Annotated in this window: 9 protein-coding genes and 2 pseudogenes; 8 read left to right on the forward strand and 3 right to left on the reverse strand. The window is 31.8% G+C overall.

Annotated features, from left to right (window positions below):
* Positions 1-74 precede the first annotated feature (74 nt).
* Positions 75-629: a choline uptake/conversion transcriptional regulator CudC gene (gene cudC / locus KA883_RS02565; RefSeq protein WP_046206624.1), complete on the reverse strand. Its 555-nt coding sequence runs from the start codon at positions 627-629 to the stop codon at positions 75-77.
* A 204-nt stretch (positions 630-833) separates the two neighbouring features.
* Between cudC and betB the strand changes: the two genes are divergently transcribed.
* Together betB and betA are read left to right on the forward strand one after the other, a co-directional pair.
* On the forward strand, positions 834-2,327 hold the full coding sequence (betB, locus tag KA883_RS02570; protein ID WP_046206625.1) for a betaine-aldehyde dehydrogenase: 1,494 nt from the start codon (positions 834-836) through the stop codon (positions 2,325-2,327).
* 60 nt (positions 2,328-2,387) lie between these two features.
* A complete protein-coding gene (gene betA / locus KA883_RS02575; RefSeq protein WP_046206626.1) occupies positions 2,388-4,070 on the forward strand; it encodes a choline dehydrogenase in 1,683 nt (560 codons plus the stop codon).
* 370 nt (positions 4,071-4,440) lie between these two features.
* Here betA and KA883_RS02580 read toward each other — a convergent pair whose 3' ends face one another.
* The gene (locus KA883_RS02580) at positions 4,441-6,597 is read right to left on the reverse strand and encodes a bifunctional glycosyltransferase family 2 protein/CDP-glycerol:glycerophosphate glycerophosphotransferase (protein ID WP_046206627.1); all 2,157 of its coding nucleotides are present in this window, start codon (positions 6,595-6,597) and stop codon (positions 4,441-4,443) included.
* Positions 6,598-6,986: 389 nt separating this feature from the next.
* Between KA883_RS02580 and KA883_RS02585 the strand changes: the two are divergent.
* Positions 6,987-7,613 (forward strand): annotated as a pseudogene (locus tag KA883_RS02585) (nitroreductase family protein).
* A gap of 384 nt (positions 7,614-7,997) precedes the next feature.
* Positions 7,998-9,140: a CapA family protein gene (locus tag KA883_RS02590; protein WP_046206628.1), complete on the forward strand. Its 1,143-nt coding sequence runs from the start codon at positions 7,998-8,000 to the stop codon at positions 9,138-9,140.
* A gap of 105 nt (positions 9,141-9,245) precedes the next feature.
* Here the strand turns inward: KA883_RS02590 and KA883_RS02595 are convergent.
* Positions 9,246-10,183, reverse strand: a pseudogene (locus tag KA883_RS02595) (nucleoside hydrolase).
* Between the two features lie 211 nt (positions 10,184-10,394).
* On the opposite strand from KA883_RS02595, the gene KA883_RS02600 reads away from it, so the two are divergent.
* The 4 genes from KA883_RS02600 to KA883_RS02615 all read left to right on the forward strand — a co-directional run bounded on the left by KA883_RS02600 (position 10,395) and on the right by KA883_RS02615 (position 15,755).
* Complete coding sequence (locus KA883_RS02600; RefSeq protein ID WP_046206630.1) at positions 10,395-11,807, forward strand: MFS transporter; 1,413 nt, start codon at positions 10,395-10,397, stop codon at positions 11,805-11,807.
* 345 nt (positions 11,808-12,152) lie between these two features.
* A complete protein-coding gene (locus tag KA883_RS02605) occupies positions 12,153-13,649 on the forward strand; it encodes a DUF6583 family protein (RefSeq protein WP_210139845.1) in 1,497 nt (498 codons plus the stop codon).
* A gap of 19 nt (positions 13,650-13,668) precedes the next feature.
* Positions 13,669-14,835 carry an ABC transporter permease gene (locus KA883_RS02610; protein ID WP_046206632.1) on the forward strand — a complete coding sequence of 389 codons (1,167 nt, stop codon included), beginning with the start codon at positions 13,669-13,671 and terminating at the stop codon, positions 14,833-14,835.
* Positions 14,832-15,755, forward strand: a complete 924-nt coding sequence (locus tag KA883_RS02615; protein ID WP_046206633.1) for an ABC transporter permease — start codon at positions 14,832-14,834, stop codon at positions 15,753-15,755. Before KA883_RS02610 ends, KA883_RS02615 begins: the two co-directional genes overlap by 4 nt.
* Positions 15,756-15,765 lie beyond the last annotated feature (10 nt).

The following is a 15,765-nucleotide window of genomic DNA, read 5'->3' on the forward strand; positions in this document are numbered from 1 at the left end:
ATACTTAAAGCTGAGACATTATAAACTGTCTCAGCTTTTTAACTAAAAATGTTAAAAGCAAGCTTCCAACATAACTATGACTCTTTTTTTTCTGGAATTGGGAAATATTTAAATATTTCACCAGATTCTAATGCATTGCTTAAATTATCTAACCATTCATAATAAGGTAAAGTATCTAATAATTGTTGTTTAACTTCCTCTGCTTCAGATTTTGTAGCTTCATCTGCTTTGCTGTTATCAATAATCTTATCAAGGATGGCTACTGCATCATGAACACCTTCTGAATTAATAACAATTTCACGACGCCATTTGCGTGAAAAGAAATTACTAAAGAAATTAAAGAAATCTTTTTCAGCGACAAAATGTTGTTTTCTACTTCCCCTTGTGAATTGTTGCTTAACAATATCAAATTCTTGCAATCTTTTAACACCAGCACTCATGCTGGGTTTGCTCATTTGTAATTGTTCTCTCATTTCATCAAGTGTCATACTGTCTTCAAAGAGCATTGTTCCAAATAAGTTTCCTACACTTCTATTGATGCCGTACAAATCCATGGTTTCGCCAATAGCATTAATAACGATATCCTTAGCTTCCTCTAATTGATAATCAGGGTTGGTCGAATGTACCAATTGTCCACCTCCGTTCAAGTCCTTATAGAGTTAAGTGAAAAATAAATAGTGAGTTTCTATAGTTTACCTTCCATATAAAAAAGATGCATGCATAAACCCCTATCATATTTAAACACATTTGACACTTTTTCAACTACTATGATAACATAAAGTTCATAAAATTCGTTAAATAAAAATTTAACAAACTTAACGGAGGTAATTTTAATGGAACTTGTAGATCATTTATCTCGTCTTCAATATATAGATGGAGCATGGGTGGAAAGCTCAAATAAGCAAACGAGAGAGATTATTAATCCATATAATCAAGCAGTTATTCTTGAAGTAGCAGAAGGAACTGCAGAAGATAGTGAACGTGCAATTTTAGCAGCAAGACGCGCTTTTGAAGCAGGAACATGGGCTAATGAAACAAGTGAAAATAGAGGTAAGAAAGTTAGAGCAATAGCTAATATGATCGAAAAACATCGTGAAGAATTAGCGAAACTTGAAACGTTAGATACAGGTAAGACATTAGAAGAGTCTTATGCTGATATGGACGATATTGCAAATGTATTTAACTTTTTCGCTGGGTTAGCAGATAAAGATGGGGGAGAAATTATTGATTCTCCTATTCCGAATACAGAAAGTAAAGTCGTTAAAGAACCAGTTGGTGTAGTAACACAAATCACACCTTGGAATTATCCTTTACTTCAAGCATCTTGGAAAATTGCGCCAGCATTAGCGACTGGTTGTTCTTTAGTAATGAAACCAAGTGAAATTACACCATTAACAACAATCCGTGTGTTTGAATTGATGGAAGAAGTTGGCTTCCCTAAAGGTGTCATTAACCTAGTATTAGGTAAAGGTTCTGAAGTTGGAGAACCACTATCAGCACATAAAGATGTCGATTTAGTTTCATTTACAGGCGGCATTCAAACAGGTAAACATATCATGAAACAAGCGGCAGATCATGTAACAAATGTTGCTTTAGAACTCGGTGGTAAAAACCCTAATATTATATTCGAAGATGCAGACTTTGAACTTGCAGTTGATCAAGCGCTAAATGGTGGCTTTTTCCATGCAGGTCAAGTATGTTCAGCTGGTGCAAGAATCATAGTAGATAACAAAATAAAAAAACAATTTGAACAAGCGTTAATTGAAAGAATTAAAAATATTAAATTGGGTGACGGCTTTAACCCAGAAACTGAAATGGGTCCAGTAATCTCTGCAGAACATAGAGAAAAAATAGAGAAATATATAGAAATAGCTAAATCAGAAAATGCCACTATTGCTATCGGCGGTAAACGCCCAGAACGTGAGGACTTACAAGACGGCTTATTCTTTGAACCAACAGTGATTACTGATTGTGATACTTCAATGCGTATCGTTCAAGAAGAAGTGTTTGGACCTGTAGTAACAATCGAAGGTTTTGATACAGAAGCGCAAGCAATCACACTAGCTAACGATTCTATTTATGGACTAGCTGGCGGTGTATTTACTAACGATGTTGGTAAAGCAGAACGTGTCGTTAATCAATTAAGAATGGGCACAGTTTGGATTAACGATTTCCATCCATATTTTGCGCAAGCACCATGGGGCGGTTACAAACAGTCAGGTATTGGTAGAGAACTTGGAAAAGAAGGTCTAGCAGAGTACCAAGTTGAGAAACATATCCTTCGTAACACAAATCCAGAGCCTGTAAATTGGTTCGGTAAAGCGTAACGTTAATCACAAAATTTACGATGAAGCTTATAAATATGTATATCAGGAGGCTATATAAAAATGAGAGAAGCATATGATTATATTATTATCGGAGGCGGTAGTGCCGGATCAGTATTAGGTGCGAGAATTAGTGAAGATGTATCTAATAACGTACTTGTACTTGAGGCAGGACGTAGTGACTATCCTTGGGATTTATTAATCCAAATGCCAGCTGCTTTAATGTATCCAGCAGGTAATAAACTGTATGATTGGATTTATGAAACTAACGAAGAGCCACATATGGACGGTAGAAAAGTAGGTCATGCCCGTGGTAAAGTGCTTGGTGGTTCAAGTTCTATTAACGGCATGATTTATCAAAGAGGTAACCCAATGGACTATGAAAAATGGGCAAAACCTGAAGGCATGGATAATTGGGATTTTGCACATTGTTTACCATACTTTAAACGTTTAGAAACAACATTTGGTTCAAGTAAAGATGATCCATACCGTGGCCATCATGGTCCGATTAAATTAAGAAGAGGCCCTGCATCGAATCCATTATTCCAAGCGTTTTTTAATGCAGGTGTAGAAGCGGGCTATAACAAGACACCAGATGTTAATGGTTTCCGACAAGAAGGATTTGGTCCTTTTGATAGCCAAGTTCATAATGGTCGTCGTGTTTCAGCTTCAAGAGCATATTTACATCCAGCAATGAAACGTAAAAATTTAGACGTACAAACACGTGCTTTTGTTACTAAACTAAATTTTGAAGGAAATAAAGTAACTGGTGTTACATTTAAGAAAAATGGTAAAGAACATACAGTTCATGCTAAAGAAGTCATTTTATCAGGTGGTGCGATAAATTCACCACAATTATTACAATTATCTGGTATTGGTGATTCAGAACATTTACGTTCTGTAGGAATCGAGCCACGTTTACACTTACCAGGTGTAGGCGAAAACTTTGAAGACCATTTAGAGGTATATGTGCAACATGCATGTAAACAACCTGTATCAATGCAACCAAGTTTGAATAAATTGAAAATGCCATTTATTGGTTTGCAATGGATATTAGGTCGTAAAGGTGCTGCAGCATCCAATCATTTTGAAGGTGGCGGCTTTGTTCGTTCTAACAATGAAGTAGATTATCCAAACCTAATGTTCCACTTCTTACCGATTGCAGTAAGATACGATGGTACTAAAGCGCCAACTGCACATGGTTATCAAGTTCACGTTGGTCCAATGTACTCTAATTCACGTGGCCACTTGAAGATTAAATCTAAGGATCCATTTGAAAAACCGGATTTCGTCTTCAATTATTTGTCTACTGAAGAAGATAAACGTGAGTGGGTAGAAGCAATTAAAGTAGCTAGAAATATCTTGTCTCAAAAAGCTTTAGATCCATTCAATGGTGGAGAGATTTCACCAGGACCTGAGGTTCAAACAGATGAAGAAATTATCGAATGGGTAAAACGTGATGGAGAAACAGCATTACATCCATCTTGTAGTTGTAGAATGGGACCAAAATCTGATGAAATGTCAGTAGTAGATCCTGAGACATTTAAAGTACATGGTATGGAAAATTTACGTGTCGTAGATGCTTCAGTTATGCCACGTACGACAAATGGTAATATCCATTCTCCAGTATTGATGATAGCTGAAAGAGCTGCTGATGTAATTAGAGGTAAAAAACCATTAGAACCTGAATATATTGATTTTTATCGTCATGGTGTACATGATAAAGACGCAGGTACAGTAAAATAAAGTACAGGCTATTAATATATAAGAACCTCCTATTTTCATTCGTAATAAATGAAAACGGGAGGTTTATTTTAATGGATTGAAACCATTGGTTATGAAATAACAACCTCTTTAATTTATGAAGCTGAATACGCTAAGTTGAAGGTGTGTTTTCTTTAAACTATAGTACCTCAGTGACAGTGATTTAAGAACGTATTTTTCTCCAAGTATAGTCTGCGTGCAAGACTACTAGTTTAAACTACTTACACATATTGTACTTCAGTGGATCAAAGATGTAAGATTTTAAAAATAATAGCGCGCTAATCCATCATGGATTAGCGCGCTTGTTTGTACATAGCCATATATAAGCTATGCGCATGATATCTTTTAATATTTATTGATTTTTGGTAATTAAATCAGCGATTGCTTTAGCAGCATTACCATTTTCAATTGAGCAAAAATCATTATAAAATTTATCAATTTTAGGTTTATAATCAGTTTCAATTTGATTTAAATGTTGTAAATCTTCAGCTAGTTGATATGCATCTTGATAAATAGGTCCTGGTAAATCTTTGTGATAGTCTAAATAGAAGCCTCTTAAATCTTTAGCATATTTATCTAGATCATAAGCAAAGAAAATTTGAGGTCTTTTTAATACGCCATAGTCAAACATTACAGAAGAATAATCTGTGATTAAGCAATCAGAAATGAGATATAATTCTGAGATGTCACTATAGTTTGATACATCGATTGCAAAATCTTCATAACCTCTTAAGTCTAATGCGTTAGCAATAAGATAATGCATTCTTAATAGAATAACATAGTCATCACCAATTTTTTGCTGTAAATTATTTAAATCGATTTTTAAGTCGAATAAATATTTTCCTTTTTTGACAAATTCATCATCACGCCAAGTTGGTGCATACATAATTACTTTTTTGTCTTTAGGTAAATTTAAGTTTTCTTTAATTTCTTGAATGTAAGCTTGATCATTTGCACGATTAACTAAGACATCATTTCTAGGATAACCAATTTCAAGTATTTTCTCTGGTGGCATCCAAAAAGCTGTTTCAAATATCTTAGATGAATAAGCATTTGGAGAGACAAGGTAATCCCATCTGCTTGTTTCTTCTTTGAAATTACGCTTATAGTTATCAGTTGTTGTTCCAGGCATACGGATGACTTTCATATCATTTGCTAAGCGTTTTAAAGGCGTGCCGTGCCAAGTTTGAATATAAACTTGGTTAGCTTTTTTATTTAGGTATAATGGGAGTCTTGCATTTGTTACCCAGTATTTTGCACTAGCATAAGCTTCATAGTATGCGTTAGAACCCTTTTTAACTTTTTTGGCAGGTCCTGGTAAATAGACTTGATCAGGTTTTCTGAATACCCAAATAAATTCATAGTTTGGATGGTATTTCATCATATACTCATAGATATACTTTGGACTGTCACTATAATTTTTACCACCAAAAGCTTCGAAAACGATTGTATTCGGCTTAACTTTGTTTTCGCTATCTGTAAGTTGATATAATGAACGGTTTTTATTTTTTCGACGTAAAACAACATTTTTAGCTAAGCGTGCACGCTTTCTAAATCGATTTACTTTAAATGCCGGCTTTTTCTTATTAAACATAAGCATTAATGATTCTAAAATAAATAATGGTTTCTCGCTTTTGAATATTGTAGTCATTAACTGTCTTGTGACTTTTGGTAAAAGCTCACTATTTGATTTATATCTTTCAGGTGTTTTTCTTAATGATGGCTCAAACGAATCTCTATATAAATTTTTCATCTTAGTTTTAATGAATTTTTTGTTTTCTTTTAAAGGCGCACGTTTTACAGCGTCTGAAAAACTATAAACGTAGTCATTAAAAATAATATTGAAATCTTGAGTTGACAACGTCGGTTTTTCAAACGGATCATAAATTTCTCCTTTAATATAGAAAGGGAATCTACTGATTCTTACAAAACCGTTTGAATATTTAATGAATTCTAAGACGAAAGACCAGTCGATAAAGATATCTAAATCTTCATTGAATTTAATATTATGTCCACGCATAATTGCTGTTTTAAAAACGATATTACAAACAGAATGTTTACGTAGAAATTGATTTGATTTTGTTTTAGTGTTTAAATATTGCACTTTCACTAAATTTTGATCGACGTATTGTGGCACATCTAAAGTGAAAGAATGAATAGGTGCAATTAAAGCATCGTATTGATTTAAATGTTTCATATAGAAAGCTAACGCATAAGACGCAAGATAATCATCAGAATCTATAAATATAAAATAAGGTGATGTTACTGAATCTAGCGCAATATTTCTTGCATAAGCATGTCCGAAATTTTGAGTTAAATCAATTTCTTTAATTGAGATGTTCCAATCTTTGATTGTTTCAGTTGCAATAGCTTTTGAACTATCAGTTGAACCATCGTTCACTAATATTAATTCAAAATCTTGGAACCTTTGATTTTTTAAACTGTTTAAGCAATTTTCAATATAGTCTTCGGAGTTGTAATAAGTTACAATTACTGATACAGATTTCATTATTTTACCTCTTTTTCCATTAACTCTATTTATTATTTGAATAGCATACTTGTGCTGATAATATTCAAAATAATAGGGTGTTTTTTTAAAATAACTTCACCGTTTAGGAGTTAAAACGGATTTATTTATTTTACTACAATATAAATATATATTCAAAACATCAACTATTGTTTATTTTCAATTACACTTTTATAAAAATTATTGAAATAAACGTTTTACTTAAATCTTAATTATTTTGATAAATTAATAACTTCATTATAGGGAATTCTAGAGGCAAAATAAAATATTTCCAAACTAGAAATCATTAAATATTTAAACAGATGATTTGTAAAATATAACAAATTGCGTATAATTTGATTTTGTAAAAAAAGATTAAGGAGAATTTTGGAATGAAGAATAATGATTTTGAAGATGTTGTGTTAAATAGGAAATCTGTAAAAGTGTTTGATGAACAAGTTAAAATTCCTAGAACTGAAATGGATGAGATGATACAAAAAGCAACAAAAGCGCCATCGTCTGTGAATATGCAACCGTGGAGATTTTTAGTGGTTGAAAGTGAAGCAGGAAAAGAAAAATTGAAGCCACTTGTTCGTTTTAATACCCGTCAAAATGATACATCCGCAGCTATGGTTATTATATTTGGCGATATGCAAAATTATGAATATGGAGAAGACATCTATCATAATGCAGTTTTAAATGGTTATATGCCTTAAGAAGTAAAGGTTGAAATGTTAGGCAAAATATTGCCTTTATATAAAAGTTTAAATCGTGCAGAAATGAATGATATTATTAAAATTGATAGTAGCTTAGCAGCAATGCAATTTATGCTCGTTGCTAGGTCTTATGGTTATGATACAAATCCTATTGGTGGTTTTGAAAAAGATCAAATTGCTGAAGCATTTGATTTAGATTCAGAACGCTTTGAACCAGTAATGATTGTTGCTATAGGAAAAGCTAAAAATCCGGGTCATGACTCTTATAGATTGTCAGCGGAGACTGTTACAAAATATGTTTAAAATTTATAATTTTAAGGAAGCTAAGTTAAATAGTATTAACGACTTGAATAAAAAATGGCTGAAGAATGTTAATAATTTACCGTTAGCTAGCTATGAATGTCATTTCTAAGATGACTAAAATGATAAATTAGCAAAAAGCAATAAATGCTTGAGCATAAAAAGTTGATACTCAAAAATAAGCAGGTGAATCTAAATAAGGTTTGCGTGCTTATTTTTATAGTATTTATTACATAACCAAAAAGTACATTTCTATAAATATGTGTAATAAAAGCTTAACTTTTTGAACTTTATTATGTTATAAATAGTTTATAAATGTAGGAAACGGTAGGATTCGTAATTAAAAAAACAAGCTAACAATTTATATTGTATAGTAGAGGTGTTTGTGTGTTGAAATATAAAATTTTACTTCCTTTATTGTTTTTGTGTTTTATCATAGTTGGTGCATGTTGCTTATTAAATATTAAGCATTTGAGTCAGAACGTTTCATTTTATGCGGTGGGGGATAATTTAATTCATCCAGCAGTTTATCATGATGCTTCAGTGAATAACGGAAGTTTTGATTTTAAACCAATGTATAGTCATTTGAAAAAAGATATTGAAGCTTCGGATATAGCTTATATAAATCAAGAATCTCCCATTGGTGGAGATAGCAAAGGATTGTCTGGGTTTAAGCGCTTTAATACGCCAGAAGCTATAGCAAAAGATTTATCTGACTCAGGGTTCAATTTAGTGAACGGTGCTAATAATCATGCATTAGATCAAGGGACGAGTGGACTTATGAATGAAATTGCACTTTGGAAGCAATTTGATGATATTGAATATTTTGGAACATATAATTCACAAAACAATAGAGATACAGTTCAAATTATGAATAAAAACGATATTAATATAGCTTTATTGAGTTATACATATGGCACGAATGGTATTCGATCGGATAAACCATATTACATAAATTACTTTGATGAAAAGCAAATAAAAAGAGACGTGGCTAAGGCAAAAAAACAAAGTGATGTTGTTATCGTTTCAGCACATTGGGGTAATGAAGGTAAACATAAACCAAATAAAACACAACAGAAATATGCGAAAGTGTTTGCTGATGCTGGGGTAGATGTAGTGATTGGAACGCATCCCCATGTCATTCAACCTGTGAAGTGGATTAAGGGTAAAGATAATCATAAAACATTAGTGGCTTATTCCCTGGGAAATTTTTTGAATGGTCAAGCAACAGGTGATGAAAACAATGTACTGGGAGGTAATTTAGCGTTCGATATTGAAAAAACACCGAAGCAAACTAAAATCAAGCAAGTCAGATGGAAATCACTAGTAACACATTATGAGCTGGAACCGACTTTATATAGCAATAAGGAACAAAATTTTAAAATGTATCCTTTAAATCAATATAATAATGAGTTAGCACGTAAGCATGGTTTAAATCAAAAAAATCAAGGTAATGTTAACGTGGAACGTTTAGAGGAAATCACTAAAGCAAACATTGATTCTGAATTTGTGACTAACGAAAGTTTCTGATTATTATTTATTTATAAAATGAATATGCTTATTTAATAGCATAAAAAGAAGAAGCGTAATCAATTCACATGTTTTGATTGTGCTTCTTCTTTGAGTTATGTGTATTTATTTTACTTGCTTAGCTAAACTTGTAATGTAATTAAAAAAATATCATGTTCAACATGATGTACCACAGAAACTAACCGGCCATTTGCTTCATCGATATATGTACATCCTTGACTAGGACCATTAACATGAACAGAAGTTTTTACATCGTGTTGTTTTACTAAGTCTGGTTTACCGACATAAGCAGTTGTTAAAACATCCCATAAGAAATATGTAGAATTTGTTTGGAAATGTGTGAGCGGTGGCACAGCAGCATAACTTACACCTAAAAAATCAACACCAGTATAAGCGCGTTCGTTGGCCCACATTTGTCTAATGTCCCAAGTCATAGGTACTTGATTCGTACTTTCTAAAGCGACCATATCAATCTTTAGTTCTGTATCAAAAATGGTTTTAACAGCTTCAGGGTCCCAAAATGCATTCCATTCAGCTGTGCCGTCATGTTCGGGTTCTTCTACATTCCCTTTTTCTAAAAATGTGCCTCCCATCCATACTAACCGTTCAATATTATTTACGAGTTTTGGTTCAACGGAGATAGCTTTAGCTAAATCCGTAAGCGGCCCAGTAAATAATAATGTAACTTTTTCATCGCTCGCGTTTACTTTTTCGATAATATCTTCATATGCCTCATGTGTTAATATTTTAGAATGTTGCGAAGTAGGCTCATTCAGTATAGGTAATGCATCCATAAAGAAAGCATGCATACGCCAATCTTTTGGGAAAGGATTTTTGCCGCGTGCTTTTGATGCTGCTACATGGACAGGCGTTAATGAAAAACGATTTATTATTTTTTGTGATGCACTCACAGCTGGTTCTATGTAACTGTCAGCACCGATTGCACTGACACCAATCAAATCGACTTCTTCCATTTGAAGTAATAAGAAAAGTGAGATTAAATCATCTACACCACCGTCATGATTAAAATAAACTTTTTTCATAAATATAATCCTCCGAATTCAATGATTTTAAATCATTATACCAAACTCAGTTATTAGTATAAGCAATTTAAACAAAAGTTCATAAATCTTTAGCACGTGATATTAAAAGCCACAGGGTGGGAAAATTCTGAAAATAAAAAATGTAAGTGTTTATATATATGCGTAAAGGTTATGTTATATCTATGGAAGTAAATAAGGGGTGTTTTTATTTGTGAAGTTTAAAAAAGAAAAAGTGAATCATGTAGATTCAAATCAAGCTAAAAAAGGTGTAGTAGCAACGGGGATAGGTAATGCAATCGAATGGTTTGATTTTGGATTGTATGCACAATTAGCAGTGGTGATCAGTGCGAATTTTTTCGGTAATTTGCCACAAGAAATGCAAATTGTGTCAACCTTTGCAGTTTTTGCTTTTGCATTTATTGTAAGACCAATTGGAGGAATATTTTTCAGTCATTTGGGAGATAAATATGGTAGAAAAATAGTTTTATCTACTACCATTTTATTGATGGCTGCCTCTACATTAATGCTCGGTTTGTTACCAACTCAGGAACAAATTGGTATTTGGGCACCGATACTATTATTAGTAGTTCGAATGATTCAATCATTCTCCACTGGTGGGGAGTATGCAGGAGCGATGACTTATATTGCTGAGACATCTCCAGATAAAACACGAGGTAAATTAGGCAGTGGACTAGAAATAGGAACACTTGCAGGAAATATATTAGCTGCAATACTTGCTGGTACAATGTATAGTTTGTTGAATGACCAGCAAATGGCTGAATGGGGTTGGAGAATTCCATTTATTATAGCAGCGCCATTAGGTATTGTTGGTATTATACTTCGTTCGAGTCTTGATGAAAGTCCAGCTTATGAGTCCACATTAGAAGAACAAAAAGAATTAGAATATTCATATTTAGATATTTTTAAATATTATTGGAAAGACGTTGTAGTTTGTTTTACAGGCGTAGCTTTCTTGAATGTAGCCAATTACATGGTATTGTCATATATGCCTTCGTTCTTGAATACGACGATTAATTTAGGTGGGACAATGGGTTCAATATTAAGTACAATCACTATGTTGCTCATGATTCCAGCTGTATTTTTCTTTGGGTGGTATAGTGATAAAATTGGAAATAAACGTACGATTATATTTGGTTTAGCAGGTTTCAGCTTATTCTCAGTGTTAGCATTTTGGTTAATGAGCATACCGATGTTGCCTTTAGTTATCTTAGGTTTATTTATCATTGCATTATTTATGTCAACATTTGAAGGTGTTATGCCTTCAGTGTTACCAAGTATGTTCCACACTAAAGTCAGATTGCGTACGCTATCGCTTGTATATAATATAGGTGCTGCTATTTTTGGTGGTTTAACACCATTTATCCTTTCTACACTTGTAGAAACAACTGGCCAACAAATTGCACCTTCCTATTATTTGATGTTTATAAATATTGTTGGCTTAATAATCTTTGTAACAATGTTCAAATCAACATCTAATAAATCTTTAAGAGGATCATATCCAAATGTAGAATCCCAAGAAGATTACGAAGATGTGATTCAAAATCCAAAAGATGCATTGTGGTGGGAAAAAGAAGTTAAACACGAAAAACGTAGCACAACATAGCATGATTGAAATCACAGTTTTTTAACAAAATATTTTAGAATTTTGGTTTTAAGATTGAGCCTCAAAAGGTTGCTAATAAAAGTAATCTTTTGGGGCTCATTTTATATTCGTATTGAATTTCATTGATAATAATTATTTTACAAATTAAGAGGAAATATAAAGTTGACTACATATGTATTGAGTGCACAATTGATTGGATGTAATGATATATTACAAATATTAAAAATGTTTGATAATTAATTTAAATAACAAGTGAAAAATAAAAGAAAAATCAAATAAATAAATTAATATTAAGTCTTTTATGGTATTATTAAAACAATCAAACTTAATGGGAGGTTGAGGGGTATGTCTAAAACAGTAAAAATAATTGTCGCAGTTGTGATTGGTGTGCTTTTAATTGCCGGTATTGGGGGAGCTGCTTATTACTTTTTTATCAAAAACACACCTAAAAACACATATTTATTGAGCGAAAAGGAAACAGCTAATCAATTTCAAGAATATGCTAAAGATCGATTTGAAAATGAATTTAAATTTCAAGATAAGATGAAAGATGAATCATATCTGATCAATTTAAAAGGAGACGCCGATGTGCCTAAAAATTTATTAGAATCATCAGGTGTTCCTAAATCTGTCGCAGATGCTTCTGAAGTGGGATTGACAGTGGGACACGATCCTAAAAAAGAAAAATCAATTTTGGCTTTAAACCCAACGATAGCAGATAATGAAATCGGTAAGTTTCAATGGGCTGCAGACAAAGACAATCAATATTATGCATCACCATTATTTAACGATGTTTATAAAGCTAAAAATGATGAACTAGTAGATGCTTTTGAAAAAATAACTGGAGATACATCAAGTACTACAGGTAAAGAGAATGTAGTGACAAATGATACATTAAACTTAAATTCATTATTATCGGGGTCACAAATTTCACAAAAAGATATAGAAAAAATAAGTAGTAAATATACAGATGTAATCATTGATAAATTAGACAAAGATAATTTTGAAAAAGAAAATGCTACGATTGATGTAGATGGCGATGAACAAGATGTTAAGAAAGTAACATTGAAACTTAGCAAAGGCGAAACAAAAGCGATTGTGAAATCAGTTTTGGAAAAAGCTAAGAAGGATAAAGATATTAAAAAAATAGCCGAAGATCAATTCAAAGCAGAGGATTATGAAGATAAAATTGATGAAGCGATACAAGAAGTGAAAGATAAAGATAAAAATGATTTTCCAAGTATTAAATCTGTAATTTGGAAAGAAGATAATTTAATTTTAAAACGTGAATTAACTGCTAAAGATAAAAATGATTCAGAAGTAAAATTAACAGGAACGAATCAAATTGATGATGATAAACTAGCAGTGAATTATAAAATTGCTGCAGATGATACTGAGTTATCATTAAAAGGTAAATCTACAAAAGACGATGATAAGTATAAAGACAATTATACAATTGGGGCTAATGAGCGTTACAAAAAATCTACGATTAAGTTATCAAACAATGAGACTCAAGATGGTGACAAACGTACAGACAAAGGTAAAGTGAGCGTTGATGCAAATTATCGCAAAACTGAATTTGAATATAATAATCATTTAGAAACCGATGTGAAGAATAATACGCAAAAGCAAGATTTTAAATTGACTACAGATATTCGATATCAACCAGTAACATTTAATATCAAAGGTGAAACAAAACTTAAAGAAGATATTAAATTCGAAAAATCAGGTGCCAAAGATTTAAATGGATTGTCCGATGATGATTTGAAAAAATTACAAAAAGAAATTTCTAAAAAAACAGAAGGTATCATTAAAGATTTAGCAAAAGATTTTAAAAAATAACTAAAAGGAGAGTGGTAAAATGAAAACATTACAATTGTTTCGCATTTACCACTCTTTTTTATTAAAAAAATGGTATTTACTACTATATTTATTGATTATAGTTATAGGGTTGTTTACTACTTTAATAGTGATTCAACAATTAAATCAAGATAATGAGAAATTTAGAATTGGTGTTGTGGATAAAGATCGATCTCCAGAGACGCAAATCATATTGAAATCACTAGGTGATGGTGCGAATTTGGGGAAAGATATTAGCATAAAAAAATATGACCAAAAAGTAGCTGAAAAAAAGTTAGAGAATAAAGCATTAGAGGGTTATTACGTGTTTGAAAAAGGTATGACACAGGATTTTTATAAAAATGGGAGTTTGCCTATTTCAGTACATACATATGATCAACAGTCTACCAAAAGTTTAGTCATTAATCAGTTAACAGACTCAGTATATCAAAGGCTTATGTTATCGATGGGTGGAGGTCTAGCCTATACAACGTTGTCCTCACATAATGATAAAGATCATACATTAATGCTGCTAACGGATTTATTGTTTACAGGACTAAATCGTGCTGGCGCATTTGAATATGAACCTATACATATATATGACAGTGCAAGTTATTATGTGATTACAACTTATTTAACATCTATTTATATTTTTGCTTTGTCAATATTTACTATTTTGAAAATGAATCAAACGACTGCATTGTGGTCAAGATTAAGCATGCACCATTTTTCTTTTGAAAAATTAACACTGATAAGAAGTTTATTTACACTTTTTTATACAGGATTATGGACGATTTTTGGTGTGCTTTGGTTGATTAAATCCTTGCCAAATCAGTTTGAAAGCTATAATTGGTTAACGATTGTAATTCAACTGAGCTATTATGTCTTGATGATTATCATTTGGTTAACCATTATTGATTTAATTGCTTTTAAATGGATGAACTATGTACTGAAAAGTATATTGAGTATATTGATTGTTCTATTGTCAGGGATGACGATACCAACCATTTATTTTAAACATTCTATATTAGGGATGGTTGATTACTTACCATTTAGTTTTGTAACAAATCAAATGCTGGAAATTGTATTGAATAATTATATTTTAGATGTACCAATAACTTTTTATAGCAGTTTAGTTATATCAATTTTCATCTTAGTCTTGATATTGATTGGGAGGTATCGCTTATGATTCAACCCTATTTCTTCATAATTATAAAAAAACAGTGGAAACAACATTTAGTCTTTATGTGTATCTTATTATTCTCTTTAATTGCTATTTGGGGGATATATAAAACACTAAATAAATCATTTCAAATTCCTGTAGCAATACAAGATTTAGATCAATCTGCAGCGTCTAAAAATTTAATCAAAAACATCACAAGTAACGAATTCATTACTCAAATAAAAGTGCCAACTGTAGAAACGTATTTGGATGAATATATAGAAAGAAAAGAAGCGGTAGTAAGTTTACAAATACCTAAAAATTACAGTCAAAAGTTGCATGATAATCGTTTAAAAGAAACAATTTTATTATATGGAAGAGATGATTTTATTGGTGATATTACCTTAGAAATCATAAGCATGTCATTATATGAACAACAGATACCTAATATCGTTAAAAGTCATTTAGATGATAATGGTGATCGTACATCTTTGAACACAGTAAATAAAATATTGAATGATAAGACACCTCAATCTCAAATTGTACATTATTTTGTAAAGTCACATTCAGATACTTCAATTTCATTGAGTGTTGTTTTTGCGATATTGTTGAGTATGAGCAGTGTGCAAATTATTTTGCACCAAAGATTAAAACAGAATGGGCCTTTGAGAAGAATTTTTTTAGTTCAATATAGTCAGGTGAAATTGTATCTTACTTACATACTGATACATACGATGCTATTGTTAATGATATTAATCATAAGTGCATTATTGTTTCATCAATCATTAACATGGATATTTTATTTGAAATCACTGTTTATCATTGTATTATTTGAAGCCGGTGTTGCTTTTTTATTATTTAAAATTAATACACTTAGTCATAGGTTATTTATGACGTTTATATATGCGCTTGTCATGAGCGTGATTTATATCCTTATACAAATTTAGGAGGGATGGG

Origin of the sequence: Staphylococcus sp. GDY8P54P, from assembly GCF_017892645.1 — a bacterium.
GTDB lineage: Bacteria > Bacillota > Bacilli > Staphylococcales > Staphylococcaceae > Staphylococcus > Staphylococcus ureilyticus.